This is a genomic window from Bradyrhizobium sp. LMG 9283 (genome assembly GCF_045571415.1).
Lineage (GTDB): Bacteria > Pseudomonadota > Alphaproteobacteria > Rhizobiales > Xanthobacteraceae > Bradyrhizobium.
This window is the reverse complement of the sequence record NZ_CP120691.1, coordinates 1,102,133-1,128,958: the sequence shown is the minus strand read 5'-3', so window position 1 is coordinate 1,128,958 and position 26,826 is coordinate 1,102,133. Positions and strand designations below refer to the sequence as shown.

Annotated in this window: 31 protein-coding genes; 6 read left to right on the top strand and 25 right to left on the bottom strand. The window is 64.5% G+C overall.

Translation table 11 applies throughout. The annotated features are described in order from the left end of the window. Window positions 1-17: 17 nt before the first annotated feature. From istB to P6U29_RS05225, 13 genes are all read right to left on the bottom strand, one after another. Window positions 18-761 (bottom strand): IS21-like element helper ATPase IstB, encoded by a 744-nt coding sequence (istB, locus tag P6U29_RS05285; RefSeq protein ID WP_407112755.1) that lies wholly within the window; start codon window positions 759-761, stop codon window positions 18-20. Window positions 762-772: 11 nt separating this feature from the next. Beyond that, window positions 773-2,311, bottom strand: coding sequence for an IS21 family transposase (istA, locus tag P6U29_RS05280; protein ID WP_407119246.1), 1,539 nt, complete (start codon window positions 2,309-2,311; stop codon window positions 773-775). 196 nt (window positions 2,312-2,507) lie between these two features. Beyond that, entirely contained in the window at window positions 2,508-2,921 is a 414-nt protein-coding gene (locus tag P6U29_RS05275; protein WP_407116630.1) for a hypothetical protein, read from the bottom strand. Continuing rightward, the gene (locus tag P6U29_RS05270) at window positions 2,918-3,634 is read right to left on the bottom strand and encodes an MgtC/SapB family protein (RefSeq protein ID WP_407116629.1); all 717 of its coding nucleotides are present in this window, start codon (window positions 3,632-3,634) and stop codon (window positions 2,918-2,920) included. The genes P6U29_RS05275 and P6U29_RS05270 overlap by 4 nt, the downstream gene beginning before the upstream one ends. A 30-nt stretch (window positions 3,635-3,664) precedes the next feature. Continuing rightward, window positions 3,665-4,684: a WD40 repeat domain-containing protein gene (locus P6U29_RS05265; protein ID WP_407119245.1), complete on the bottom strand. Its 1,020-nt coding sequence runs from the start codon at window positions 4,682-4,684 to the stop codon at window positions 3,665-3,667. Beyond that, window positions 4,684-5,727, bottom strand: a complete 1,044-nt coding sequence (locus P6U29_RS05260) for a CobW family GTP-binding protein (RefSeq protein WP_407116628.1) — start codon at window positions 5,725-5,727, stop codon at window positions 4,684-4,686. The genes P6U29_RS05265 and P6U29_RS05260 overlap by 1 nt, the downstream gene beginning before the upstream one ends. Before the next feature lie 55 nt (window positions 5,728-5,782). Further along, window positions 5,783-6,646, bottom strand: a complete 864-nt coding sequence (locus P6U29_RS05255; protein ID WP_407116627.1) for a metal ABC transporter solute-binding protein, Zn/Mn family — start codon at window positions 6,644-6,646, stop codon at window positions 5,783-5,785. Window positions 6,647-6,648: 2 nt separating this feature from the next. Next, complete coding sequence (locus P6U29_RS05250; RefSeq protein ID WP_407116626.1) at window positions 6,649-7,518, bottom strand: metal ABC transporter permease; 870 nt, start codon at window positions 7,516-7,518, stop codon at window positions 6,649-6,651. Window positions 7,519-7,524: 6 nt separating this feature from the next. Next, window positions 7,525-8,277, bottom strand: a complete 753-nt coding sequence (locus tag P6U29_RS05245; protein WP_407116625.1) for a metal ABC transporter ATP-binding protein — start codon at window positions 8,275-8,277, stop codon at window positions 7,525-7,527. Window positions 8,278-8,279: 2 nt separating this feature from the next. Further along, complete coding sequence (locus tag P6U29_RS05240) at window positions 8,280-8,516, bottom strand: hypothetical protein (protein WP_407116624.1); 237 nt, start codon at window positions 8,514-8,516, stop codon at window positions 8,280-8,282. A gap of 169 nt (window positions 8,517-8,685) precedes the next feature. Further along, on the bottom strand, window positions 8,686-9,186 hold the full coding sequence (locus tag P6U29_RS05235) for a hypothetical protein (protein WP_407116623.1): 501 nt from the start codon (window positions 9,184-9,186) through the stop codon (window positions 8,686-8,688). After that, a complete protein-coding gene (locus tag P6U29_RS05230) occupies window positions 9,183-9,794 on the bottom strand; it encodes a permease (RefSeq protein ID WP_407116622.1) in 612 nt (203 codons plus the stop codon). Before P6U29_RS05230 ends, P6U29_RS05235 begins: the two co-directional genes overlap by 4 nt. A gap of 419 nt (window positions 9,795-10,213) precedes the next feature. After that, the gene (locus tag P6U29_RS05225; protein WP_061846478.1) at window positions 10,214-10,810 is read right to left on the bottom strand and encodes a superoxide dismutase; all 597 of its coding nucleotides are present in this window, start codon (window positions 10,808-10,810) and stop codon (window positions 10,214-10,216) included. A gap of 245 nt (window positions 10,811-11,055) precedes the next feature. Between P6U29_RS05225 and P6U29_RS05220 the strand changes: the two genes are divergently transcribed. The 3 genes from P6U29_RS05220 (at window position 11,056) to P6U29_RS05210 (ending at window position 13,591) form a co-directional block, all read left to right on the top strand. Beyond that, entirely contained in the window at window positions 11,056-11,583 is a 528-nt protein-coding gene (locus tag P6U29_RS05220; RefSeq protein ID WP_407116621.1) for a GNAT family N-acetyltransferase, read from the top strand. Between the two features lie 83 nt (window positions 11,584-11,666). Continuing rightward, window positions 11,667-13,052 carry an MATE family efflux transporter gene (locus P6U29_RS05215; RefSeq protein ID WP_407116620.1) on the top strand — a complete coding sequence of 462 codons (1,386 nt, stop codon included), beginning with the start codon at window positions 11,667-11,669 and terminating at the stop codon, window positions 13,050-13,052. 104 nt (window positions 13,053-13,156) lie between these two features. Beyond that, the gene (locus P6U29_RS05210) at window positions 13,157-13,591 is read left to right on the top strand and encodes a DUF2147 domain-containing protein (protein ID WP_407116619.1); all 435 of its coding nucleotides are present in this window, start codon (window positions 13,157-13,159) and stop codon (window positions 13,589-13,591) included. Between the two features lie 70 nt (window positions 13,592-13,661). Here the strand turns inward: P6U29_RS05210 and P6U29_RS05205 are convergent, their stop codons facing one another. From P6U29_RS05205 to P6U29_RS05155, 11 genes are all read right to left on the bottom strand, one after another. Continuing rightward, window positions 13,662-14,801, bottom strand: coding sequence for a DUF3095 domain-containing protein (locus tag P6U29_RS05205; protein WP_407116618.1), 1,140 nt, complete (start codon window positions 14,799-14,801; stop codon window positions 13,662-13,664). Window positions 14,802-15,009: 208 nt separating this feature from the next. Then, window positions 15,010-15,219 carry a hypothetical protein gene (locus tag P6U29_RS05200; protein WP_407116617.1) on the bottom strand — a complete coding sequence of 70 codons (210 nt, stop codon included), beginning with the start codon at window positions 15,217-15,219 and terminating at the stop codon, window positions 15,010-15,012. Between the two features lie 126 nt (window positions 15,220-15,345). Continuing rightward, a complete protein-coding gene (locus P6U29_RS05195; protein ID WP_407116616.1) occupies window positions 15,346-16,068 on the bottom strand; it encodes an SDR family NAD(P)-dependent oxidoreductase in 723 nt (240 codons plus the stop codon). Beyond that, window positions 16,061-17,443 (bottom strand): class I adenylate-forming enzyme family protein, encoded by a 1,383-nt coding sequence (locus P6U29_RS05190; protein ID WP_407116615.1) that lies wholly within the window; start codon window positions 17,441-17,443, stop codon window positions 16,061-16,063. The genes P6U29_RS05195 and P6U29_RS05190 overlap by 8 nt, the downstream gene beginning before the upstream one ends. Next, the gene (locus P6U29_RS05185) at window positions 17,430-17,675 is read right to left on the bottom strand and encodes an acyl carrier protein (RefSeq protein ID WP_370137778.1); all 246 of its coding nucleotides are present in this window, start codon (window positions 17,673-17,675) and stop codon (window positions 17,430-17,432) included. Before P6U29_RS05185 ends, P6U29_RS05190 begins: the two co-directional genes overlap by 14 nt. A gap of 139 nt (window positions 17,676-17,814) precedes the next feature. After that, entirely contained in the window at window positions 17,815-19,629 is a 1,815-nt protein-coding gene (locus P6U29_RS05180; RefSeq protein WP_407116614.1) for a long-chain-acyl-CoA synthetase, read from the bottom strand. 211 nt (window positions 19,630-19,840) lie between these two features. Continuing rightward, complete coding sequence (locus tag P6U29_RS05175; RefSeq protein ID WP_407116613.1) at window positions 19,841-20,110, bottom strand: DUF3551 domain-containing protein; 270 nt, start codon at window positions 20,108-20,110, stop codon at window positions 19,841-19,843. Window positions 20,111-20,142: 32 nt separating this feature from the next. Beyond that, complete coding sequence (locus P6U29_RS05170; protein ID WP_407116612.1) at window positions 20,143-20,421, bottom strand: DUF3551 domain-containing protein; 279 nt, start codon at window positions 20,419-20,421, stop codon at window positions 20,143-20,145. Between the two features lie 118 nt (window positions 20,422-20,539). After that, on the bottom strand, window positions 20,540-22,417 hold the full coding sequence (gene htpG / locus P6U29_RS05165; protein WP_407116611.1) for a molecular chaperone HtpG: 1,878 nt from the start codon (window positions 22,415-22,417) through the stop codon (window positions 20,540-20,542). 127 nt (window positions 22,418-22,544) lie between these two features. Then, entirely contained in the window at window positions 22,545-22,973 is a 429-nt protein-coding gene (locus tag P6U29_RS05160) for a hypothetical protein (protein ID WP_407116610.1), read from the bottom strand. A 263-nt stretch (window positions 22,974-23,236) separates the two neighbouring features. Then, entirely contained in the window at window positions 23,237-23,851 is a 615-nt protein-coding gene (locus P6U29_RS05155; RefSeq protein ID WP_407116609.1) for a nuclear transport factor 2 family protein, read from the bottom strand. A 198-nt stretch (window positions 23,852-24,049) separates the two neighbouring features. Between P6U29_RS05155 and P6U29_RS05150 the strand changes: the two genes are divergently transcribed. After that, window positions 24,050-24,886 carry an energy transducer TonB gene (locus P6U29_RS05150; protein WP_407116608.1) on the top strand — a complete coding sequence of 279 codons (837 nt, stop codon included), beginning with the start codon at window positions 24,050-24,052 and terminating at the stop codon, window positions 24,884-24,886. Between the two features lie 81 nt (window positions 24,887-24,967). On the opposite strand, the gene P6U29_RS05145 is transcribed toward P6U29_RS05150, so the two are convergent. Next, window positions 24,968-25,774, bottom strand: a complete 807-nt coding sequence (locus tag P6U29_RS05145) for a response regulator (RefSeq protein ID WP_407116607.1) — start codon at window positions 25,772-25,774, stop codon at window positions 24,968-24,970. A 233-nt stretch (window positions 25,775-26,007) separates the two neighbouring features. Between P6U29_RS05145 and P6U29_RS05140 the strand changes: the two genes are divergently transcribed. Both P6U29_RS05140 and P6U29_RS05135 read left to right on the top strand, forming a co-directional pair. Continuing rightward, on the top strand, window positions 26,008-26,241 hold the full coding sequence (locus P6U29_RS05140) for a NepR family anti-sigma factor (protein ID WP_407116606.1): 234 nt from the start codon (window positions 26,008-26,010) through the stop codon (window positions 26,239-26,241). After that, entirely contained in the window at window positions 26,241-26,789 is a 549-nt protein-coding gene (locus P6U29_RS05135) for a sigma-70 family RNA polymerase sigma factor (RefSeq protein ID WP_018316216.1), read from the top strand. Before P6U29_RS05140 ends, P6U29_RS05135 begins: the two co-directional genes overlap by 1 nt. The last annotated feature ends 37 nt before the right edge of the window (window positions 26,790-26,826 follow it).

Genomic DNA, 26,826 nt, shown 5'->3' with positions numbered 1-26,826 from the left:
TCCACAGCGCCACAGGCTCAAGCCTTTCGGTCGGGTTTGCGGGTTCGCCGCATGCTTTCGCCGTTGAGATCGATCCGGTGGGCGTTATGGACCAGGCGGTCGAGGACGGCGTCGGCGTAGGTGGGATCGCCGATCAGCGCGTGCCATTGATCGACCGGGAGCTGGCTGGTGACGATGGTGGAGCGGCGGCCGTAGCGGTCCTCGAGGATCTCCAGGAGGTCGTGGCGGGCGGCGGCGTCGAGCGGCTCGAGGCCCCAGTCGTCGAAGATGAGGAGATCGACGCGGCCAAGCGCGCGCAGCAGGCGGGAGTGGCGGCCGTCGCCGCGCGCCAAAGCGAGATCGGTGAACAGCCGCGGGACGCGCTGGTAGAGCACGGAGCGATTGTCACGGCAGGCCTTGTTGCCGAGCGCTGAGGCGAGCCAGCTCTTACCGACGCCGGAGGGCCCGCAGATCAGCAGGTTAGCGTGGTCATCGATCCAGCGGCCTTCGACCAGCTTCGTCAGCAGGCTGCGGTCGAGGCCGCGTGGAGTGCGGTAGTCGATGTCTTCGACGCAGGCCTCCTGGCGCAGCTTGGCGTATTGCAGCCGCTTCGACAGCCGCTTGTCGCGTCGTAATGACGCTTCGCGTTCGAGCAGCAGCGCAAGCCATTCGGCGTGGCCGAGGCTTGCGGCCTCGCCGCCGGCTTCGATGTCGGCGAAGGCCTTGGCCATGCCATGCAGGCCGAGCGCGTAGAGTTGATCGAGGGTCGGATGCGTGAGCAAGATGTGATCTCCTAATTGTAGTAGCGCGGCCCGCGGATGTTGGGATGAAGGATCGGCGCGTCGTCCGCGGAGCGCTTGGGTGAAGGACGCCGATCGAGATTGTTGGCAAGGATCGATTTGACCGAGCCGTACGTGCGCGCGCCAATATCGATCGCCCGCATGGCGGCGGCATCGAGCCGCTCGTGCCCGTAGGATCGGGCGAGCCGGATGATGCCGAGACAGGCGCGGAAGCCCTGTTCCGGATGCGCCCGCTCGTCGAGGATCAGGTCGCACAGCGCCGCGGTGGCCGGCCCGATCGAGGCGGCGTCCTTACGGATGCGCTCGATGGTCCAGCCAGCGTAGCGCCGATGACTGGAGGCCATATGCTCCGGCACGGTCGTGTGCTTGTGGTTGCCGCTCATGCGCTGATGCGCGGCGATCCGCTCACCCTTGTGGAAGATCTCGACGGTGCGAGCCGTGAAGCGCACCTCCACCTCGGCGCGGACGAAGCGATGCGGAACGCTGTAATAATGCGCCTCGACCTCGACGTGATAATCGATGCTGACCCGGCAGATCCGCCACTCGGCGAACTCGTAAGGGTTCTCCGGCAGGGCCTTCAGCGCTGGCCGGTCGATCTCCTCCAGCAGCTTGCGGCGGGTGACACCGAGCCGCCTAATCGGTCGCTCCTCGTTGAGCCGGATCATCAACTCGGCGATCGCCGCGTTGACGTCGGCGAGGCTGTGGAAGGTGCGGTGGCGCAGCCGCCCGAGCAGCCAGCGTTCGACCATCAGGACCGCCTGCTCGACCTTGGCCTTGTCCCGCGGCCGTCGCGGCCTGGCCGGCAGAATGGCGGTGCCGTAATGCGCCGCCATGTCGGCATAGCTGCGATTGATCCTGGGATCGTAGAGACAGGCTTTGATCACAGCGACTTTGGTGTTGTCCGGCACCAGCAGCGCCGGTACGCCGCCGATCGCCTCGAAGGCGCCGACGTGGCCGCTGATCCAATCGGCGAGCCCCTGCGTCCAGGTCGCCTGCGCGTAGGTGAAGCTCGATGCGCCGAGCACCGCGACGAAAATCTGCGCACTGCGCCGCTCGCCGGTGCGCCGGTCGATCACCACCGGGACGCCGTCGCCGGCATAGTCAACGAACAGCTTGTCGCCGGCCGCATGCGACTGGCGCATCGTCACCGACAGCCGGCCTTCCCAGGCGCGGTAGAGCTCGCAGAAACGCGAATAGCGATACCCGCCGGGCTCGCCCGCGATGTACTCCTCCCACAGGATCGACAGCGTCACGTGCTTGCGCCGGAGCTCGCGGTGCACCGCCGCCCAGTCCGGCTCGGCCTGCCGGCGATGGCCCCGCCGGGTGCCGGGACCGGCTCCCGCGCTGGCGAACAGCCGGGCTTCCAGCACAGCGTCGGTGATGGCGTCGGGCAATGGCCAGGTCAGCCCCGCCGCCTCGAACCGGTGGATCGTCAACCGCACCGTCGAAGGGGCTGTCCCCACCCGCCGCGCAATCTCGCGGGTCGGCATCCCGGCCGACTTCAATCTGATCACATCGCGCACATGGCGCATCGCAAACCTCTCCGTCGGCATCCAGGTCCCCCTTCGCAAAGCCGAAAGGCGGACCGTATCGGAGCCAGAAGAGGCCTCGTCACCCCGGGCGACATCATCCCGGAATGGTGGGCGAGATCATCTCGGAATGGCGGGCGAGATCAAATCGGAACGGTGGGCGAGATCATTCCGGAATGGTGGGCGACATCGAGCGGAATCAGCAGGAAAGCCCGACCACATATTTCAGATCGGGCGAAATCCAGATGTATGTCAGCGCCGGCACGGGCCGGCGAAACAATACGGTCCCCGTCGTGGTGTCGCACAAGCGCAAATAGGAATAGTCATTGTCCGCCGTGAAAGGATCTCTTGTCGCAGAGATCATCTTCCATCGTGCATTCTGGCTTGCACCGCCCCAATCGTGATGATGCTCCGCGCGAAGCGTACCTGCCTCGGCCGAGAGGTCGACGACTCCGCTATAGCCGACCCTATCGGCCCGAGCCGGAATGGCCATGAGAACCAACAGCCAGAGTACCATCCGCATGATCATGCGCTGACAGTTACCAAAACTAGCAGTTGATGCAACTTGGGCCTGCACGTTTCCACTAACGAAGGCCTGCCCCTCGACCGTCACTCCGTCGTGCTGACTTCCCAGGTCGCATGCCGCACGCCGGGCAAATGCTGCAGATCGGTCGCCACCGCGTTCAGCTCGTTCGGGTCGACCGCGCTCGCAACCAGCTTGGCGGCGATCTCCAGAATGTCCTCGCTGATCTCGGCGACCTCGATGTCGGCCACCGCATATTTCGCCGCCTCGAGCTTGTCGACGAGGCGGTCGCGCATGTCGGGCAAGGCGTCGGCCGCAACCGCGAGCTTGAAATAGTAGGTTGCCTCCAGCGCCTTCTCGTTCAGCGGGATGCGGTTGATGGCGTTGACCAGCGGGCGCAGCATAGTGTTGCCGGCAATCACGAAGACTGTCAACGCGGCCGCCTGCGCGACCATGTCGGCGCCGGCGCAGGAGCCCACCGCGGCCGAGGCCCATAGCGTCGCCGCCGTGTTGAGGCCGCGCACGTCCATGCCCTGCTTCATGATGACACCGGCGCCGAGAAAGCCGATGCCAGAGACGACGTAGGAGATCACCCGCACCGCGCCGTCGGCGCCGGTCAGGTGCATGGCGAGATCGACGAAGGCGGCCGCGCCCACCGCGACCAGCACGTTGGTGCGCAGCCCCGCGGTGCGCTGGCGGTATTGCCGCTCGGCGCCGATCAGCGTGCCCAGCACGAAGGCCGTGGTCAGGCTGATCAGCGTGTCGGCGAAATCGGCAAGCTGGAAGGTCGTCAGAAACCGCATGGTCCCCTATACGGCGGGAACCATGACAGATTAAAGCTCCAGCAGGCCGCCGTCCCCATTTTCATCGGCGAAAGCCAGCAGCGTGCCTTTGGCGTTCCAGGCAAGCGCGGCGACCGGCGGCGTGCCGTTGCGGCGCACCAGGATCTCCGCGCCATCCTCCAGCCGCACCATCAGCACGGTGCCGTCGCTGTAGCCGGCGGCGAGGATGTCGTTCTTCGGATGGCAGGCGACCACGGACACGCGCGCCTGCAGCGGCGCGAGCATCGCGGGCTCCTTGCCCATCGGTCCGTCCTTGCTGCCGAACGGCCATATGATGACGGTGTCGGCGCCCGAAGTCGCGAGCCCCTTGCCGCCCACGCTCCAGGACATCGAGCGGACACGACCGGGATAGCCGGTCATGCGCATGTGCCTGTTGTCGGCAAGCCGCCAGCCATGCAGCGCCGGCTCGTGCATCGCTGTGACGAGAAACTTGTTGTCGGGGCTGAAGGTGACGCCGTGATGCGAGCCGGCCCAGGGCAGGAATTCGGCCGATCCCGCCATATTCGGAAACCACAGCGTCACGCCATTGTAATGCGCGATCGCGAGACGCAGGCCCTTCGGCGCGAAGGCAAGTCCGCCGACGGTCGAGGGCACCTCGATCGACTTCTCCTCGGCTTTGCCGCTCTTGACGGTGGCCGTCTTGCCGGCCGACCAGGCGAAGGCGCCGTCGGCGTGCAACGCCACCGCGTCGATCCAGCGCCGCTTGGGATCGGTGGCGAGCAGCGTCACCTCGCCCTTGGCATCGAGCGACACGACCTTGCCGTCGTCACCGCCCATTACAAGGCGCTTGCCGTCGGAGGCTGTCGAGAGAATGCCGCCGCTGTGCACTGCGACCTTGGTGATCTCACCCTTGGCGTCGACGAACGCGACGTTCTCCTCGCCGCCGACGAACGCGGCGCGAGGACCAAGAAAATGCGCCGAGGTCACGGCCATGCCGAGCGCAACAGGCTTGACGCGGTCGGTGACAGAGACGATCGAGGCGGAATCCGGGGGCGGCGCGAACTCTTTCATCACGAGACGATGCAGCTCTCGAAACCCTTGCGGATCGCCTCCTCAGGCAATTCGCGACCGATGAAGACGAGGCGGCTCTCGCGCGGCTCGCCCTCCTTCCACTTCCGCTGGTGATTGCCCTCCAGCATCATGTGGACGCCCTGGAAGACGTAGCGGTCGTCGTCGTCGTGGAAGGCGAGGATACCCTTGGAGCGCAGGATCTTGCCGCCCTCGACCTGCACCAGGTTCTGCAGCCAGGGCATGAACACGTTGGGATCGAGCGGCTTGTCGGTCTTGAGGGAGAGCGACTGCATCTCCTCATCGTGATAGTGCTTCAGGCCGTGATCGTGGTGATGATGGTCGTGGCCGTGATGGTGGTGATGATCATGGTCGTGGTCGTGATCGTCGGCCTCCAGGAAATCAGGCTCGATGTCGAGGATGCGGTCGAGATCGAAGGCGCCGCGGTCGAGCACGTCGGCGAGCGCCACCGAGCAGCGCTCGGTGCGATGGAGTTTCGCATAGGGGTTGATGCCGCGGATGCGGGCCTCGACCTCGGCGAGCTCGCCCTTGTTGACGAGGTCGGTCTTGTTCAGCACGATGACGTCGGCAAAGGCGATCTGGTTCTTGGCCTCTGGTGCGTCCTTCAACCGGTCCGACAGCCACTTGGCATCGGCGACCGTGACCACCGCATCGAGCCGCGCGTTCTTCTGCACATCCTCATCGACGAAGAAGGTCTGGGCGACGGGCGCCGGATCAGCGAGACCGGTGGTCTCGACGATGATGGCGTCGAACTTGCCCTTGCGCTTCATAAGCCCGTCCATGATGCGGACGAGGTCGCCGCGCACGGTGCAGCAGATGCAACCATTGTTCATCTCGAACACTTCCTCATCGGCGCCGATGATGAGGTCGTTGTCGATGCCAATCTCGCCGAATTCGTTGACGATGACGGCGTATTTCTTGCCGTGGTTCTCGGACAGAATGCGGTTCAGGAGCGTGGTCTTGCCGGCACCGAGATAGCCGGTCAGGACGGTCACGGGAATCTTTTGGGACGTCGCTTCAGACATAACAACTCCGGACTTTAAGGCTTTTCGCGCGACGCGAGGCGGGGTGGCCCCTGCCCTAGTGGTCAAGCGCGCTGGTCAGGGCCTTTATATTGTGCCTGACCATGTCAATGTAAGTGGGTGCAGGCCCCTTTTCGCCGGTCAAACCGTCGGAAATCAGGGTCCCGCCGACCTTTGCCCCGGTCTCGGCCGCGATCCGCCGGATGAGGCGGTCATCGCTGATATTTTCCAGGAACACGGCCGGGATCTTCTGGGCCTTGATCTGGCCGATGATGGCCGCAATGTCGCGCGCGCTCGGTTCGGTTTCCGTTGAGACGCCGAGGGGGGCGATGAACTGGATACCGTATTCGGCGGAAAAATAGCCGAAGGCATTGTGGGTGGAGATCACCTTGCGCCGCTCGGGTGGGATTTTTGCCACGGCCTCGCGGACCTCACGGTCAAGGGCTTCGAGCTTTTCCAAATAGGTCTTGGCCTGGGCGCGGAAGAACTCCGCGTCATCCGGAGCAGCCGCGGCCAGCGCATTGGTGATGTCGGTGACGTAGATCTTGGCCTTGAGGATAGACTGCCAGGCATGGGGATCTGCGGCCGAGCCTAATTTCAGCGGCGCGATGCCGGCGCTTGCCGTGACCACCTGCGCCTTGCTGCCCGCGGATTGCACGAGGCGCGGCAGCCAACCCTCGAGCCCGAGCCCGTTGACGATGACGAGCTTTGCATCCGCGACTCGCTTCGCATCGCTTGGTGCAGGCGTGTAGACGTGGACATCGCTGTCGGCGCCGACCAGCGTCGTCAGATTGATGCGGTCACCACCGACATTGCGGACGAAATCACCGAGAATCGAGAAGCTCGCAACGACATTGAGCCGCTCCGCGGCGTGCAGCGGCGAGGCGATCAGCAACAGCGCACAAAACAGGATCAGTCGCATCGTCACGCTTCCAGATGCCGGCCGGGAAACAGCTGCCGGACAATGCCGCCGACGCGCCCGAACAGGACGGAGACCACGTAGAGCACGGTCGCCACGAGAATGATCGCGGGACCTGACGGCACACGGGTCTGGAACGACAGCACGAGGCCCGCATAGCCCGAGACCGTCGCAGCGACGACGGCGATGCAGATCATCGCGGTGAGATCGCGCGACCAGAATCGCGCGATGCCGGCGGGCAATATCATGAGGCCGACCGCAAGCAGCGTGCCGAGCGCCTGAAAGCCATTGACGAGATTGATGACGACGAGCGCGAGAAAGGCGAGGTGCGCAGGCCCCCCGGCGCGGCTGACGGTGCGCAGGAACAGGGGATCGACGCTCTCGATCACCAGCGGACGGTAGATCACGGCGAGCACCAGCAGCGTGATCGTGGCGTTGAAGGCCACCACCAGCAGCGTCTGATCATCCATTGCGAGGATGTTGCCGAACAGCACGTGCAAGAGGTCGATATTGGTGCCCTTGATCGAGACGATGGTGACGCCCAGCGCGAGCGAGGCCAGATAGAAGGTTGCCAGCGACGCATCCTCCTTCAGCCCGGTCGATCGCGCCACCACGCCGGCGAGGATCGCGACGGCAAAGCCGGCGATCAGGCCGCCGGCCGTCATCGCGAACAAATTGAGGCCCGACAGCAGGAATCCGACGGCCGCGCCCGGCAGGATCGCATGCGCCATGGCATCGCCGACGAGGCTCATCCGCCGCAGCATCAGAAACACGCCGATCGGCGCGCCCGCCAGCGCCAGCGCGATCACGGCGGCGAGCGCCCGCCGCATGAACTCGAATTCGGTGAACGGACCGATCAGCGCGTCATAGAGCATCTGTGATCACGCCGCCTGGGAGCGCCCATCTTCGCCGCATGCCGCGGCGCTGTCGTCAAAGGCTTCGCACATCCGCATCGCGACCAGCAGGTTCTCCGGCGTCAGCACCTCTGCCGTCGGGCCCCACGCGACTGGGCCCCGCGCTAGCACCAGCGTCTCGCTGAAATGGTTGCGCACCATCTCCAGGTCGTGCAGCGCGGCGAGCACCGTGCGGCCCTCACCGTGCCAGCGCTTGACCAGCGCGAGCAGATCGGCCGTGGTCTTGCTGTCGATGGCGTTGAAGGGCTCGTCGAGCACGATCAGGCTCGCATCCTGAAGCAGCACGCGCGCGAACAGCACGCGCTGCATCTGACCGCCCGAGAGCGTGCCGATCGGGCGGTTCTCGAACCCGTTGAGACCGACGGACGCGATCGCACGGAGTATCTTGTCGCGCGCGGCCTTGCCGATGCCGCCAAACAGGCCGGCCCCGCGCCACAGCCCGGTGCTGACGAAATCGAACACCGAGATAGGGAAGCTGCGGTCGATCTCTGCGCTTTGCGGCAGATAGGCAATGTCTTTGCTGTCGAGCCCGCCGAGATGGATGCTGCCGTCGAGCGGCCTGAGGATGCCGACGATGCCGCGCAGCAGCGTCGACTTGCCTGCGCCGTTCGGACCGATCACGGCGACCAGCGCCCCCACGGCGATCTCGCCGCTGAGATGATGCACGGCCGGATGCCGGTCATAGCCGAGCGTGACGTTGTGAAAGTGGAGCGCCGCCATGGTCACCTCATCGCCAGGAAGACGATGCCCCAGAGCACGGCGCAGACGGCGAGCGCGGCCGCGACACGGCCCGCCATGGTCATGCGCAGGATCGACCAGGGCGCCGCCTGGGCAGGATGCGGTGAGGCCGCATCGTGAACATGGGCATGGGTGTGGTCGTGCCCATGCGAATGCGGCTTGCCATGAGAGTGGCCGTGGGCACGGTCGTGATGATGGGCGTGGGACGCGGCGGGAACCATTGGAGGATGTTATATTATAACATTACCCCTGTCCACGCTTTGAGGTGTCATCCCGGGGCTATGCGGAGCATAGAACCCGGGATCTCGAGACTCTCAGGTGCGCAACTGCGCACCATAGTTCGGCTCTTCGAGCCGCCCCGGAATGACGCCCCAAAGCATCCACGCCGGCTTAGGGCTTGCCGATCACCATGGCGATGGCGGCCGCCACGAACGGGAACGGCACCGAGACGGCGCAGCGGAACCAGACGAAGCGGGCCGGCATGAACGGTATTTCCCACAAGATGACCCGTTGGAAGGCAAACAGCGCCCAGGCGACGACATAGGCGACCACCTGGGGCACCCCGCCGCCCGACTTCAGCGCTACGGTGCCGATGGAGAAGCCGATCACGGGACCGCCGGGCGTGGCCGCGCCAGCGACCACGGCAGTCGCGACCCCGAGCCAGCCGCTGTCCGGACCGAGCCAGCCGGTGATCACCTCCTGCGGGATGATCGCCGCGATGTAGCCGGAGCCGATCACACCCAGCGCGATCCGCGGCACGATGTTGACGAAGTCCATCGAGCCTTCGCGCAGCGAGGCCTTGAACACCGGCGGGCCCCGGCGGAAGGCGATCAGCCCGACGCCGAGCACCGAGCCCCACAGCAGGATGTCGATCAGAAGCGCTGCGCTCAACCCTCGTCATCCTTCGTGAGCGGCTTCGGATAGAGCCTGACATAGACGAAGCGGCCAAGGGCGCCTGCGAGCACCGGCAGCGGCAGCGAGATGACGATCCGCCACAGCGTGAAATCGGTGCCCATGATCGGGATTTCCCACGCGACTGCCCGGCCATAGCCGATCAAGGTCCAGCTCACGACCATGGCGATGGTGGCGCCGAAATCGGCGCCGACTGCCAGCAGCGCGCTCGCCACGGGATAGGCGGTGAAGGGGCCTCCGGGCAGGATCGCGCCGAAGGCGGTCCCGATCAGAAGGCCCATCAGACCGGATTTCGGCCCGAGCGACCGCGAGACTTTTTCGTGCGGCAGGATCTCGGAGATGAAGGCGCCAAGCAGGCAGCCTGCCAGCACGCGCGGCAGGATGCCGCCGAACAACGAGAGATCGTGAGTGAGAATGTCCAGAACGCCGTCGACGCCGTCGCGCCGCCAAACCAGTGTTGCGCTCACCGCCACCAGGATCGCGATGATGATGGTCGACCAGCCGATCGGCTTGCGCACACGCCCCGGCCGCGGCTCGGACTCCGCGTCCTCGGCAGGCGCCGGGTCTTTCGGGGAAAGTTCTAACAACGGATGTGGAGTGGCTCGAGGGTGATGCCCGTCCTGATTACGGGCGCCGTTCCCCCGATGCAAACGGTACGATGACAGACCCGTGCGCGCACCACGCAGGACTCGCACGAATGGCTTTAGGCAACGGCGGTGCCACAGGGGCGGTCAACCTCCACCGGTTGCGGAGGAGGTCGGCGCGAAGCGCCGGGTGGGGGCTCTCTCCACGCTGAGATTCCCACCGTGGAGACACCCCCACCCCAGCCCCTCCCCCGCAAGCGGGAGAGGGACTGCACCGATTTCTATGGATGAATTCCGCACAGCAAAAAGGCGGCCGCGCATGCGACCGCCTTATCTGTCATTCCGGGGCGGCGAAGCCGAACCCGGAATCTCGAGATCCCGGGTTCGATGCTGCGCATCGCCCCGGGACGACGGAGTGAAACTTACGCCTTCTCGAACAGGGACTCGACGTATTCCCAGTTCACGAGGTTCTCGACGAACGCCTTGAGATAGTCGGGCCGGCGGTTGCGATAGTCGATGTAGTAGGAGTGCTCCCAGACGTCGCAGCCGAGGATCGGGGTGGCGCCGTGCACCAGCGGATTCTCGCCGTTCGGCGTCTTGGAGATCTCGAGCTTGCCGTTCTTGACCTGGAGCCAGCACCAGCCGGAGCCGAACTGGCCGACGCCGGCCGCCTGGAAGTCGGTCTTGAACTTGTCGAAGCCGCCGAGGTCCTCGTTGATCTTCTTCTCGAGCTTGCCCGGCAGCTTGGTGCCGCCGCCATTGGGCTTCATCCAGCTCCAGAAGTGGATGTGGTTGTAGTGCTGGCCGGCATTGTTGAACACCGCAGGGTTCTTGCCGAACGAGCCCTTGACGATCTCTTCAAGGGACTTGCCTTCCCATTCGGTCCCCTTGAGCGCGTTGTTGCCGTTGGTGACGTAGGCCTGATGATGCTTGTCGTGGTGATATTCCAGCGTCTCCTTCGACATGTACTGGCCGAGGGCGTCATAGGCGTAAGGGAGTGGGGGCAGCGTAAAGGTCATGGGTTCTTGTCCGCAACTGGTGGGGAACGAGTTATAACGGTCACCTCTTATAGAAGGTTCCGCTGCCATTAAATACCTCAGAATTTCGAAAACGCGTGACGGGGACGCTTGGCACGATTGCATAAAATCAGCGCAGCACGCGGACATTCGCGCAGCCTTGGTGGTTTGATGCAAAATATCATTGCCTTTGAGGCGCTTATGGCAGAACGAATGCCCTACGCACCGAGGTTGCGAAAGACAGAGCCATGAGCATCGAGATCGACATTTTGAACGGCGACGCCTCGTGGCCGATCGCAAAGCCGCTGCTCAGCACGGTCTGGGGACACGATGCGGCGGAAAAGCCGCGCTGGGCTCACGTCAAATGGGCCAATGCGGACCTGCGCGTGCTGATCGAGACGCCCGAGGACGGGCTCGTCTGCCATGTCGGCGTCTACTTCCGCACGGTGACCTGGAATGGACAGAAGGTTCACGTCGGCGGCATCGGCGGCGTCTGCACGCGCGCGGACCGGCGCGGCCGCGGCTACGCGACGATCGCGATCGACGCGGCAGTGCATACCATGCGTGCCAACGAGGCGGTCCGCTTCGGGCTCCTGTTCTGCGAGCCGCACAATTTCGCTTTCTACGAGGGCCGCAAATGGCAGCCCTTCAAGGGCGAGGTCTATTGCGAGCAGCCGGAGGGGCGGATCCGCTTCGACTACATGGCGCCGTATGTCTTCGACATCGTCCGGGCGCCGACGCTGGGCACCATCGACCTATGCGGCCTGCCCTGGTAAGCCCTGCGTGAGATGAGGGCTGGCGCGGGTCTCGCGCGCCCTATAATATGTCGATCATCATCCAATATTCCGCACCGTGACACATGACGATCGACGCCCCCTTAGACGCCGTCCCGCCGGTTGCGCCGGTCGCCTCACCCATCGCCAGCCTCCTGACCGCGCCGATCCTGCCGACGCTGCTGCGGCTCGCGATCCCCAACATGATCGCGATGGTCGGCAGCACGCTGGTTGCCGTTGCCGAGACCTCCTATATCGGCCGGCTCGGCACCATTCCGCTCGCCGCGATCGCGCTGGTGTTTCCGTTCGCGATGCTGACGCAGATGATGAGTGCGGGCGCGATGGGCGGCGGCGTATCGTCAGCGATCAGCCGCGCGCTCGGTGCGGGCAATCACGACCGCGCCGCGACGCTGGCGCTGCACGCCGCCATCATCGGCCTCTGTGGCGGGCTGTTCTTCACGGTGATGATGCTCGTCTTCGGCCGCTCCTTCTTCGCGCTGCTCGGCGGCCGCGAGCGCGTGCTCGAGGAAGCCAGCGGCTATTCGCAGGTACTGTTCTCCGGCGCGATCGCGATCTGGCTCGTCAACACGCTGGCCTCGGTGATCCGCGGCACCGGCGATATGCGCCTGCCCTCGATGACGCTGATCGGGGCGAGCGTGCTCCAGATCGCGCTTGGCGGCACGCTGGGGCTTGGCCTGTTCGGAGTGCCGCAATTCGGCATGCCGGGCGTGGCGAGCGGGCAGCTGATCGCGTTCAGCTGCGCCGCGATCTTCTTCCTCTGGTATCTCCTGTCCGGCCGCAGCCGGTTGCAGCTCGATTTTCGCGCCTTTCATTTCGAGCGTGCGATGTTCCTGGACATCCTCAAAGTCGGCGCGGTGGCCTGCCTGTCGCCGCTCCAGACCGTGCTCACCATTCTGATCTTCACGAAGATTCTCGCGACCTTCGGCACCGAGATGCTGGCAGGCTACGGCATCGGATCGCGGTTGGAGTTCTTGCTGATCCCGATCACCTTCGCCTTCGGCATCGCCTCGGTGCCGATGGTCGGCATGGCGATCGGCGCCGGACATATGACGCGCGCGCGGCATGTGGCCTGGACGGCCGCCGCGGCCTCCGGACTCACGGTCGGCCTGATCGGCCTCGCCGTCGCACTTGCTCCGTCGCTGTGGGTCGCGCTGTTCACGCAGGATGCCGGTGTCACCGCCGCTGCGCACAGCTATTTCCACTGGGCAGGTCCGGCCTTCGTGTTCTTCGGCATGGGCGTGTCGCTGTACTTCTCCTCGCAAGGCGCCGCACGCGTCGGAGGCCCCGTGCTCGCTTCCACCGCACGGCTTCTGATCGTCGCGATCGGCGGAGCTGGCCTGATGATGGCGCAGGCGCCGGCCTGGACGCTGTTCGCGCTGGTCGGCGGCGCCATGGTCGTGTTCGGGCTGTCGACCGCAGCCTCGGTCGCCTTCGTGCGCTGGGGCAAATGATCGCAGGAAGATCAATGCAAGTATAAACGCAGGAAAGTGATTCCATCCAGCGTTGCACTATCTTGCCGGGCTGCTATGGAGGCGCTCCATTTCGGGGCTTTTCCATGACGTCCAGATTCGCTGCGCTCATCGTCCTCCTCGCCGCGCTGTTCGGCACGACTGCCGCCCACGCGCAGAGCGCCGACGGGACCTGGCTGACTCAGGCGGGTGATGCACGCGTCAAGATCAGCAAATGCGGCGGCGGCATCTGCGGCCATATCGTGTGGCTGCGCGAGCCCTATGACACCTCAACCGGCCAGCCCGCCACCGACAGCAAGAATCCCAATCCCGCCCTCGCCAGGCGTCCGATGATCGGCTTGCCATTGTTCAGCGGCATGGAGCCCGCAGGACCGAACAAATGGGCGGGTCAGATCTACAATGCCGACGATGGCAGCACCTATGCGAGCAGCATCAGCCTGACTGGCGCGGACTCGCTGCGGGTCGAAGGCTGCGTCGGCGCGCTCTGCAGCGGTGAAACCTGGACCCGCGCTGGTCGCTGAGCTTCCGAACGTGCCCCGGCTCTGCGCAGCGTCACTGCGTGCCGCAGCGCATCCGGGACACGAGAGTCTTTTACGCCGTCATCGCCTTCAACGCGGTCGCCGCCGAGGCATAGCCGCCCCGCGCGCCGTCGATGAAGTGCACATGGTCGCTGCGCAGCGCCGAGGGCGTGAAGCAGGTCATCATCGCGGCATCCTGCTGATGGACGCCATAGCGCACAATGCCGTCGTGCGCGGCGGCCGCGAGGCGAGCGCTCAACGCGCGCTCGAGCTGCGGAGTGCAGTCGAGAATCATGCGCAGACCGTCGTCGTACTTGCGGAAGTCCGAGTTCTCGACGACCTGGCGCTTATAGAGGCTGGGCACGAAACCACCGATCTTGATGTCGAAGCGCATGATCAGATAGGCGAACAGCGTATAGGCCAGCACGCTGGCTCTGCGCGCGAGCAGCGGACCGCCGCGCCTGGTGCGGGCTTCGAGCTCCAGCCCCTGCGGCGGCCATTTCAGCGGCGGCCCCTGCGGCGGCACCGGGCGGCCGCCCTCCGGACTACGCTCGACGAGATGGATGATGTCCTCGATCACCTGGCGGAAGGCGTGCGGATCGACGCCGCGCGCCGGCATCACTAGCACTGACAGGATCAGGCCGCGGGCAGCCGGCATCACCTCGAATCGGCACGACAGGCCGGAGAGGTCCGGTTGTGTGCCGGCGGACGCCTCCTTGACCGCAAACTCGCCGCGCTTCATCGCGGCGTCGGCCCAGGCAAGCCCGCCGCCCGAGAACATCGCATAGGACAGGTTTGCCGACGGTCCAAACCGGGCGACGCGCACGTCAAGGCCTTGAGCGCGAATGACGCCGACCGGCACCAGTGCGATGCGCATGGTCAGATCGAGATCCTCCCGCACCCAGGTCGCGGTCGCAGCCAGTGCTTCGCGGGCAAGTTCGATATCGTCCGGCGCGACCGCGAAGCTCGCGCCATCGCCGCCGAACACGAAGGGGAATTCGCGCCCTCCCAGCGCGTTGGTCACCGCCGCGATCACGGCGGCGCCGGCCATGTTCACGGCCTTGTAGCGTTGCGCCGCGATCGCCTTGGTCGAATCGACGATATCGGCAACACCGATGCTCCAGTCGTCCGGCAACGGCGAATACAGCGCAGGATCCATCAGGCTGGTGAAGCCTCGGAAGACGGGAATGCCGCCATAGAAGGATGATGTCATCGGGTGATGCCGGATGGTTGAGATGGCGCCTTGCGAGACAAATACGTGGCGGGAGCGATCTGGGTTCGCGGGCCGGCTTCCGCGATGTCCAGATCATTGGTTGAAATGAAGCCGGACAACAAGCTTGCACGCCGGTGCAATGCGCACAAGCGGCCACCGGAATTGTCACATGAACGAATTGATTTGGAGAAGTCTCGGGCCCGAGCGCCTAGTGCAGCTTCTCGTCCTGACGCTTGCGCACGGTATCGAGAGACGCATCATGGCAGCCGATCAGGCGAACGAATTGCTGCAGGTGCATTTCGTGCCCGTGACCGCCGGAATTTTGCTGCGACATTGGCGTGCAGTGGACATCGTCCGGGTTCGCACGGGATTGCTCCGTGTGGCCCTGATTTGAAGCCGTCATGTTTGGCGTGGTCATGGACTGCTCCCTGTCGATTAGGGCAGATCGATTGACGTAACCCAATCGGGTGCGGGGCATCTTACGACCAAATCCGGCTGGATGTCATTGTGCCGGATCAATGCGATCATAACGGCAGAGTTCCGCTTATGCCGTATTCCCTGCGTCGACAGTGAACACCGTCCCGGTGACATTGCGGCCGCCTTCCCCCAACAGGTATTCCACCATGCGCGCGACATCGTCCGTCTCCGGGAGGCGGCGCAGCGCGCTGCGGCCGGCGATGCGCTTGCGTCCCTCGTCGGAGAGATCGTGGGTGAGCTCGGTGTCGATGAAGCCCGGAGCGATCGCATTCACGGTGATGCCGAGCTTGCCGACCTCGCGCGCGAGCGAGCGGGTGAAGCCGGTGGCGGCCGCCTTGGTCGCGCCGTAGACCGAGAGGCCGTTGTAGCCGGTGGTCGCGATGATCGAGGAGATGTTGATAATGCGGCCGGCGCCGTCCGCCATCATCTGCCGCGCGACATATTTGGTGAGGATGATCGGCGACAGCACGTTGAGCTGCACCAGCGCCGCGATCTCGGAATTGTGCATGGTGGCGAGCAGGCCTTCGGTGCCGAGGCCGGCATTGTTGACGAGACCGTAGATCGGGCCGAACTCGTCGCGCACGAGCTTTGCGAAGGCCGGAATCGCATCGATCACGGCAAGATCGCAAGCGCGGAAGTGCAGACGCCCCTCGGACCCGGCGATGGCCGCCTTGAGCTCGTCGCTCTCGCGCCGCGCGGCCGCGATTACGTTGAAGCCTGCACCAACGAGGCGCCTCGCAATCGCTAGCCCAATGCCGCGGCTGCCACCGGTGACGAGAACATTATGCATCGGTACGCGCCAGTTTTCCGGCCGGGGTGACGTCGAGTGCCTCGACGAAGCGGACCACCGCCGGCACCTTGTGGGACGCGAGCTGGGCGCGGCACTGCTCCAGGATCTGATCGCGGATCTCCTTCACGCGTGCCTGATCGGTACCGTCGGCGAGGATCACGTCGGCGACGACGATGCCGCCGGTGATCGGGCTACGGCGGGATTTGGCCCGCGACATCCGCACGTCGGGATGGCGGTTGATCACCGCCTCGATCTCCTCGGGGTGGACCTTCAGGCCGCCGATATTGATGATGCCGCCGCGACGGCCGACGAAATAATAGCGGTCGCCGCGCAGCTCGACGATGTCGCCGCTGTCGACGAAGCCGTCGGCGTCGGTGAGCGCCGCCGCATTGCGGCCGACATAGGCATGCGCCGTGCGCGCCGAGCGGATCCGCAGCGAGCCGTCGACGACCTTCATCTCGACGCCGTTGCGGTTGCCGAGATAACTGGCCGGAAAGCCTTCCAGCCCGTCATTCACGGCGAAGCCGACGCCGGCCTCAGTTGAGGCATAAGCATGGCCGACGGAAGCATTGGGGAACGCCGCCTTCAAGCCGTCCAGCACCGCCTGGTCGGCGATCTCGCCGGAGAGACGGACGTAAGCCGGGGCGAATTGCGCCGCCGAACCGCTCATCAGGAGCTTGCGCCAATGCGAGGGCGTGCCTGAGATGTGCGAGACGCCGCGCGCCTTCAGCCGCGCGACGTGATCGGCGAGCGCTTCATGCGGATCGGATAGCACCATCGAGCCGCCGGAGAGAACGGCGCGGAGGAATATCTGCAGGCCACCATAGCGGCGAATGTCGTAGAAGGTTGCCCATATCGGCGCCGGACCACGCGCCGGGCCTTCGGCAACAATCGCTCCGGTCAAGGCTTCCAGCGTATGGCCGACGATCTTTGGCACGCCTGAGGTCCCCGAGGTGAGCATCAGCCATTCGGTCGCGCGCTCGGACTTGGCCGGCGCGGTGGCTTGAAGCGGCAATCGCGCGACGACGACCAGCGGCACACAGGTCTCCGCCCAGCGATCGGGCTCATCGGTGACGACCGCATCGATCCCGGCATCCGCGATCAAGGCGTCGAGATGCGCCGGATTGAGGTCCGGCGGACACAGCAACATGCGACGTGCGATGCCGTCGAGCTCGATCATGGCAAGACCGGACCGGAGCTGGTCGGACAGCTTGAGCAGCACGGCACGGCCCGACAGCTCGCGCAGGCGACCGCCCAGAACCGTGTGCGCCAGGATGTCGGTCAGCGACACGACATCCTGCGCATCGGAGATCGTGCGGCCCTTCAGCTCGGCGCCGAGATGGTCGCGAAGCGCAAAGATCTCACGCGGGGACATTTTCGTAGGCTCGCACGAAATCGCCCACCGTGGCGGGGAACGCGGCGTCCTCGGAAATGGTGAAGGGGTCGACGCCGATCTCGTCCTCGAGCCGCGCCACGAGAATCGCGAAGGCGAGCGAGTCGAAGCCCGTCTCGTGTAACGACAGATCGTCCGACAATGCGGGGAGCGTGACGTGCTGCTCCTTGGCGATCTGCTGGATCGCTTCGATGACCTTAGACCTTACCGACATGGCTGGCTCGCTTTTCGTTATCGTTCGTGTTGCGGCGGCTCTTGATGACCGCATCCCATGGCGTCTGTTTACCCGACAGAAGTAAATGGCTTCTTGGACAATTCAGATAAAATTGGACCGATCGGCGGATTTCCGGGCGCTACAGCCGGACCGTTCCTTCAAGGATCTTCGTAAACGCCTCTGAATCGAGCGTGACGTAGGCCCCCGACGTCGGATCGAACATGAATAGCGGATCGCTTATCGCACTGGGGTCGAATCCCTCCCGCGCGAGCTCGCCCTTCTTCTGCTTGAACGTCTCGGTCGCATCGATTTCGCTGGAGATACGGATGAAGACGGGACGGGCATAGGCCGGCAGCCGGTGCGCGAGATGGACGGGCAGTGCGGCAATATCAAAGCCCTCGTTCACGACGAGCGCGCTCATGCCGGCACGGCCATCCGCACCGGAAACGCTGACGCCATAGGTGGTGGCGTCGATCACGCCGGCGAAGTCGCGAACGGCATCGTTGACTTCCGAGGTCGCGACATTCTCGCCCTTCCAGCGGAAGGTGTCGCCGATGCGGTCGACGAAATGGAAAAAGCCCTTGTCATCAATCCGCATCAGATCGCCGGTGCGGAACCAGGCATCGCCCTTGGCAAAGACGTCGCGCAGAATCTTCTTTTCGGTCTCGCCGGCGTCGGTGTAGCCCTCGAAGCGGCCGCCGCCCTCGTCCGCGGTGCCGATGCGGCCGATGGCTTCGCCAGGCTCACCGCGGGCGCAGGCGATGCAGAAGCCCTCGTCACTACGTAGAGGCGTGCCGCTGTCGGGGTCGAGCTTGACGAGACTGGCCGGAAAGCGGTGCGCGAGCAGAGGCGGGACGCGCCCGATCGCGCCCGGCTGTCCCTCGACGTTGAACAGCGAGAAATTGCCTTCCGTCGCGGCGTAGAATTCGAGGATGCGCGGGATGGAAAAGCGCGCCTGGAAATCCTCCCAGATGTCGCCGCGCAGGCCGTTGCCGCAGACGAGCCGCAGGCGGTGCTGATTTTCGTATTCCGACGGCGCCGCCTTCAGCAGGTAGCGGCAGAGCTCGCCGATATACTGGAACAGCGTGCAGTCATGCCGCACAATGTCGGACCAGAAATGCGAAGCCGAGAATTTTTCCGCAATCACTACCGAGCCGCCGGCAGCCAGCATGCTGCACGGCGCGACGATGCCGCCGACCGAGTGGAATAGCGGCAGACAATCGTAGAGCCGATCCTGCGGCGTCGCGCCGGTGAGGCCGGCGAACCAAAAACCCCAATTGAGAATGCGGCGGTGGCTGATGCTGGCCGCTTTTGGGAGGCCGGTGGTGCCAGAGGTGTAGATCAGCAGCGCACGGTCGTCGATGGTGATCTTGCCGTGTTCCTCCGGCGAGAGCGGGCCGTCCTCGAGGACGGCGAGCGCGACGTCGATCGCGCGTTCGCCGCGAGCATCGCCGTGGGTCCAGACCTTAGACTGCGTCTTCATATACGGGGTTGCGCTCTCCAGCATCACCCTCAGGTCGTGCGCGACGATGATGTGCGCCGGCTTTGCGAGATCGAGGCAATGCGCAAGCGATTGGCCGACAAGCTTCGTGTTGATCAGCGCAACCACACCGCCGATCCGGCTGATGCCGAGCCAGGCGGCAACATAGTCGGTGCCGTTCGGAATGATCAGCGCAACTGTATCGCCCTTGGCCACGCCGACCGAGCGTGCCCAGCACGCGTAGCGATTGATGCGCTTCGACAAGTCTTCATAGTCGAGCGCCGCGTCATTCGTGACCAGCGCGATGCGCCCAGGCTGGCACCGGGCCCAATCGTCGACGACATCGGCGAACAACCGCCCCGGCAGCGTCTCGATCCGCGCGGTGAGCTCGATGGCCTTCAGCCAGATCTTCGAAGCCGAAGGCGTGCGCGCCGCTTTCGGCTGCTCGATGACGCCGGTGGTCATGTTGTTCACTCTTGCGGGCCGTCTGCTGGTTTCCGGCAACTTAGCCCGCGCGCCCTGCCCAGATGTTAAGAGACAAGGTAAAACCAGGTTAGTGTGCGATTAACTCTATTCATCCCTTACCAAGCCAGACGGGATCGGCGCGAAGCCGCTGGCGCAAGGTGGCAGACGTATCGGGGGATCAAGCTGGCGTAGCGAAGCGGGCGCGCGGGTCCGCCTTGCGCTAGCCGGCTCGCCCGTGACGCAAACGTTGCGGCGGTGCGTTGACCGGGTAGTACGGATTGAGGTTACAGACCGCGGCGCGCCCCCAAGCTGTGGCGCGGCATTGCGGCAGCGAGGTAAAGGAGCAGTCGTACCACTCCCCGCCACCGCCATTCGCGCCGGAATAGACGTGCATGCAGACGGGATAGCGAGGATCGAAGGTCTGCGCCTGCGAGGGCGCGACGACGAGCACTGCCGCAACAGCGCTGATCAGGCTAAACGAGAGACGCACGAAGAATGCTCCTGTACGCTGTATCGCGGATCTCAGTACACCCTCTTGTGACGCCGGCGCGGTGGCGGCGGTTCGTCGAAGGCGTAATAGGGATTGAGATCGCAACTCGCCGCGCGGCCCGAGGCCGAGGCGCGGCATTGCGGCAGCGAGGTGAAGGAGCAGTCGTAATAGTCACCGCCGCCACCGGTGAAGCCGCCGGGCGTATAGACGTGCATGCACACGGGGTAGCGCGGATCGTAGGTCTGCGCGCTGGCATCGGCCGCGACGAACAGCGCGGCGACCGCCGTGAGGGTCAAAATCGGCAAACGCATGGAGGAATCCTCGAGTTGGTCACGGCGGCGACGGGGAGGCCAACCGCCTCATATGGCATAACACCACGCTAGAGGCGACTGTTCCTAGGGGCAGATGACGGCAAGGTGAGTGGACGAGCTAGCCGCCGAGCCCCTGCAACACCAGCCGGTTCAGCCTTGCCGCGAACGCCGCCGGGTCTTCCGGCAATTCGCCGTCCAGGATCTGCGCCTGTTCGAGAAGGAGCAGGCTGAGATCGTCGACGGCCTTCGAGCCAGCTTGCGCCTTGGTGACCGCGGTGACCAGCGGATGGCGCAGATTGATTTCGAGGATCGGCTTGGTCTTCATGCCGCGGTTCTGCTGCGACAAGATGCGCTCGAGCTCGCGGCTGGGGCCCTGGCTATCGGCGACGAGGCAGGAGGCCGAGCTGGTAAGCCGGGTCGAGGCCTTGACGTCGCTGACGCGCTCGCCGAGCGCGGCCTTGATCACGGCGATGGTGGCCGCTTCGTCCGCAGCCGGCTCGTCCTTCTTCGGCTCGTCCTTGTCGTCAATACGCGGGATCAGGTCGAGATTGAGATCGCCCTGGCTCAGCGATTTCAGTGGCTTGCCTTCGAACTCCGACGGCATCGAGGTCCAGAACGCATCGACGGGATCCGACAGCAGCAGCACCTCGATGCCGCGCGCGGTCGCAGCTTCCAGCCGCGGATTGGACTTCAACCGTTCGATGCTGTCGCCGACGAGATAATAGATCTCTGTCTGGTTCGGCTTGAAGTCGGCGACGACCTGCTTCAGCGACCGCTTCTCGCCCGACGTCGTGGTGAAGCGCGACAGCGCCAGCAGCTTTTCGCGCCGCTCGAAATCCTCGTAGATGCCTTCCTTCAGCACCGCGCCGAAGGCGTCCCAGATCTTGGCAAAGTTCTCCGGGTCCTTGTCGGCGAGGCTTTCGAGCTCGGACACCACCCGGGTCGCCACAGCTTTGCGGATCTGCGCCAGCTGCGGATTGTTCTGGAGCATCTCGCGCGAAATGTTGAGCGGAAGATCCTCGGCGTCGACCACGCCGCGGATGAAGCGCAAGTAACCCGGCAACAGATCGGCATCATCGGTAATGAAGACGCGGCGGACATAGAGCTTCACCCGGCCCTTGCGGTTTGGCTCGAACAAGTCGAACGGCTTGGTCGAGGGTGCAAACAGCAGCACGGCGTAGGAGTAGCGTCCCTCGGCGCGGTAGTGCAGCGTCATGGCGGGATCGTCGAAGGCGGAGGCGATCTGCTGATAGGCCTTCTTGTAATCGTCCGCCGTCAGCTCGGATTTCGCGCGCTGCCACAGCGCGCTCGCCGAATTGATCTGGCGCGGCTCGCCTTCTTCCGGCACGAGCTCGATCGGAAACAGGATGTTGTCCGAATAGGCCGTGACGATGCGCTCGATCTCGTAGGTCTCGAGATACTTTTTCGTATCATCCTTCAGATGCAGGACGATCTCGGTGCCGCGCGTCACGCGCGCCGCCTCCTCGTCGCTGGCGCGGGCGATCTCGAAGCCGGAGCCGCCGGACGACGTCCAGGTCCAGACGTCACTCTCGCCGGCGCGGCGGCTGATGACGACGATCTTCTCGGCGACCATGAAGGCGGAATAGAAGCCGACGCCGAACTGGCCGATCAGGCCGAGGCCGTCCTTGGCCTCCTTCAGCTTGGACACGAACGCCTTGGTGCCGGAGCGGGCGATGGTGCCGAGATGGTCGATCAGCTCCTGCCGCTCCATGCCGATGCCATTGTCGGCGATCGTCAGCGTCTTGGCCGTCTTGTTCGGGATGATGCGGATCTTGAGCGTGTCGCCTTCACCAAGCAGGGCGGGACTTGCGATGGCCTCGTAGCGCAGCTTGTCGCAGGCATCGGAGGCATTGGAGATGAGTTCGCGAAGGAAGATGTCGGTTTCCGAATAAACGGAGTGCACCATCAGGTGCAGCAGTTCGGAAACTTCGGCCTGGAAAGGCTGAGTGTGCACAGCCGTATCTGACGTCGTCATGCGCTTACCCGGTCAAAACAAAAGGGAGGAACCCGGATATAGCGCGATGAGAGGGCGGATCAAGAGGACGTGAAGCGGTGAGCCCCTGCCCGTGACGGAGGCGATCCTGTCGATGGACAATAGGCGATCAGGTCACGCATCGGCCGGGCTGGAGCAGCTTGGCGACCTCGGTCAGGGAGCTGACCATCGGTTCGCAGGCGATGGTCGGCTTGTTGCGGCCCTGCTGCTTCTTCTGGTTCTGGAGCAGCACCGGCGCCTTGGCGTTGCCGCTCTCGATCACCGCAGGGACCCGCAGCAGCACCGACGTATCGGGGAGGTCGCTCAGCCGCATCGACACGGTGCGGGTGGAAACTGCTGCCGGCTTGACCTCGGCCAGCCGGTCGGCTTTGGCGGCCCGATTGACGTTGTGGCCGGGCTTGTCAGACTTGTCGGCGACCGCCTGCCAGCGGTCGGCCAGATCGTGGCCGGCGGCCAGTTGCACGGCACCCACCTGGACGGCACCGAGTGTCGCGGCAATCGCGACGGCACCCAAAAACACCTTTTGAATCTGTGACATGGCTGTCGATCCCTCGCCCCATGGCGATCGCGGGAACAACGCGGGCCGAGGACGGGGGGTTCTCGGCCGTCACGATCACTTAACCGTGTGCGAAAAAAGTCGCGCCGCGAAAAATATTTGGAGAGCCTTGGAACGACTCCGGCAGTCCGGAGTCGTCTCAGCAGCCGGCTATTCCCCCCTGCCCCATAAGCCGGCGACGTAGGGCGCGACTGTGGTGATGCCAGTCGCGCCTTACTTTTCTCTGCGACTCACTTTGGTTCGAGTTATTTGGCCTTCCCCGCCAGCCAATCCCGCCCCTCGCCGTAGAGCTTCTCGACCTCGGCACCGGTGAGGCCCGGCATGTCGCGCTTCACCTTGTAGCCAATCAGCTCCTGCATGTAGGCGAGATGGCGATAGCCTTCGGGAAGCGCGGCGAGCGCCCGCTGATCGAGGCGGAGTGTCGCTGCGGGATCGACTGGGTCGATCCGATCCTTCTCGTAGATCGGCTGCCGGCGGACGATGCCCCATTTGCCAATACCTGATTGGTCATGCCGCTTCTCCAGGAAGTCGTAGAAGCGGCCGGTGCAGACAACGTCGCAGAGCACGTCATGCACCAGCGCGCGCTGCGAGATCGTCATCTTGGTTTGGGCGATCGCGCGCTCGCCGGACAGGTCGATGCTGGTACCGCCGAGGAAATGCAGAATGCGCACTCCCCTGGCAAACCCCTCCTGGCTGACGCGCATGAAATCCCGCGCCGGCCCCTGAAACCAGGTGGCAGACATCCAGCCTTCCTCGTGCCAGACCGTGGCAAAGCGCTCCCAGTCGCCGGCGTCGCGCCAGACCGCCCAGTTCTCAACGAGGTCGCGAATGGCGAGGCGATCGAGGAGTTGCTGGTCCATGGTAGGTCTCTCCCGGCGGCTTGAGGCTGCGATGGATGTCATCGGCCCGAGGTATCAACGGGGCAATGAGGTTGGCAAGCGGAGATGCCTCGCGGCCGTTCGAATTGCCCACACAACGGGACAAGCGCGACACGAGCAACTAGCCTTTCAATCAACCAGAACGCGATTAATATCGCGCCAATGCAGATGAAATTCCCCTTGTTGGCCGCGCTTCTCGGATTGCTCGCGGCTTTCCCTTCCCATGCACAGACTGATACGCAGAGCGAAAGTGCCCAGGCTTGGGCGAAGCTATCGGCGCACATCGCCAAGAGCAGGCTATTTCCAGCCCAGGCACTGGGGCAAACCGGTGAGGCCAAGGTAGGCTTCGTCATCGATCGGTCCGGCAAATTGATCTCGCGGGCGCTGGCTGCGAGCACCGGCTCGCGACTGCTCGACGATGCTGCGCTGGAGATCGTCGCCCGCGCCCAACCGTTTCCGGCGCCACCGCCTTCGGAGCTGAAGGAAGAGACTTTCTATTTCGTAGTGCCGATTGTCTTCAACGGCCGTCAATTCCAGGTGCCGACCAACGGGCTGGTACTGAGCACGCCGGCTTCCGGCTTCGCAGAGTCCGAGGCTATGGCCGCCTGGCGCAAGGCGGTCACCGAGCACGTCTGGCGCAACAGGGTGTTTCCTCCGCAGGCGATCGGCCGCAGAGGTGATGCCGGCGTCACATTCGTGGTCGATCGCTCGGGCAAATTGATTTCAAGTGCTTTGGTGGAAAGCACGGGCTTCGCGCCGCTGGATGCCGCGACGCTGGCTATGGTCGAGCGATCCGTGCCGTTCCCGAAGCCTCCCGCTGAGGCGAAGGATGACCTGCAGACAGTAACAGTCCTCATAGCTTTCGACGGGACGCAGCCGAACATGGCGCCGTCGCCGGAACGAGAGAAATGGCTCCAATCCTGGATCGAGGGCCAGGCCAAGCTAAACGCGAAATCCCCTGGGCCGGATGATACAAAGCTAAACTCGATGCTTCGCAGCATCTGCCGCAGCTGCTGATGCAGAGCGAACCAACTCTTCGCCACCTGTAAAAACGGCGCGCCTTGCGACGCGCCGTCTTCTTTTCCGATGCGAGCTTCCTTATGCCGCCGGCGCCTTCGGCGTGCGATTGCGCGAGTTGCGCTGGAAGAACAGCGCCTGGCTCGCGACCGCCGACACCATCGCGGGCTGGAACGGCTTTGAGATCAGGAACGCCGGCTCGGGACGTTCGCCGGTGAGGAAGCGCTCGGGGTACGCGGTGATGAACACCACCGGCACCTCGAAGGTGCGCAGCAGCTCGTTGACCGCGTCCAGGCCCGACGAGCCATCGGCGAGCTGAATGTCGGCGAGGATCAGGCCGGGCCGCTTGTTCTTGGCGAGCGCCACCGCATCGGCGTGGGTGCGCGCGACGCCGACGACATTATGGCCGAGATTCTTCACCAGGCTCTCGAGGTCCATGGCGATGAAGGTCTCGTCTTCGATGATCAGCACATCGGTGGCGATCTCGGCCGCCATCTCGCGCCCTGCCGCATCCGCAAGCCGCCGCGTCTCGGCAACGTCGGTGCTGAGGATGAAGGCGACTTCCTCTTCCGAAAATCCCTCTAGCGACAGCAGCAGAAATGCCTGCCGCGGCAGCGGCGTGATGTTCGACAGCCGCCGCTCGGGCGGCATCGGCAGGGTCGTCACCTCGGCATCGTCGTTGACCGAAACCGAATTCCAGATCTGGGTGAACAGCCGAAACAGGCCCGCCCGCGGTCCGTGGCTCTCGTCGAGCACCGACGGATCTCCCAGCATGGCTTCCAACATGGCTGCGACATAGGCGTCGCCGGACCCCTGGCTGCCCGTCAGGGCGCGTGCGTACCGGCGCAGCAACGGCAAGTGTTCAGCGACAAGCTGTGAACGGGACATCCCCACTCCATTCGTCTTCGGGCCAAACCTTGAGATCCAATCCTGAGGTCAGGGCGTCACGCGGGGGGCCCGGGTTCCCCTGCTGGGCTGATTACGCATCAGCTCAAGAAAAGTTCCGTTGGGCTGGGAACTTTTTCGCGCAGCTGGAATTGTGCCTATCCAGGGAACGGCTCCCGGTTGAGAAAACCTCTCGATTTTACAGTCACTTAACTCGGGGAAACGTGGAACAGGTCATGAAAGATCTCAAGTCTCAAGCCAGCAGAAGCACGACCCCCGGCAAGGGAGGCCTCACTCCGGAGATTCAATCCCGGATTGGGCATCAGTTGCGCGCCATGTACGACGATGTCGTGCGACAGGGGGTTCCGGATCGGTTCGCAGAACTGATCAAGAAGCTTGATGCGCCGGGAGCGGCACCCCACGTGGAAAATGAGGGCGGATCCAACGACAACAACAATGGGAGGGATTAATGCCTCTCACGGACTCGCTGCGTAACGACATCTTGGCGGCCGTGCCCAGTCTGCGCGCCTTCGCCATCTCGCTCAGCGGCAATGCGGACCGCGCCGACGATCTGGTCCAGGAGACGCTGCTGCGGGCGCTCGCCAACATCGACTCGTTCCAGCCCGGCTCCAACCTGCCGGCGTGGCTGTTCACGATTCTGCGCAACCTGTTTCGCTCCGACTATCGCAAGCGACGGCGAGAGGTCGAGGATGCCGAAGGCAACTACGCCAAGACGTTGAAGACACAGCCTTCGCAGAACGCGCATCTCGAATTCGAGGAGTTTCGCACGGCGCTGGACAAGCTTCCGCAGGATCAGCGTGAAGCGTTGATCCTGGTCGGCGCGTCGGGCTTCTCCTACGAGGACGCGGCCTCGATCTGCGGCTGCGCAGTCGGCACGATCAAGAGCCGCGTGAACCGCGCCCGCTCGAAGCTCGCTGCGCTGCTCTATGTCGACGGTGCCGAGGATTTCGGACCCGACGAGACCGTGCGGGCCGTGATCGGCGGCAGCGGCGGATAGCGGCAGTCGATCATCGGACCCACACCCACACGCGTGA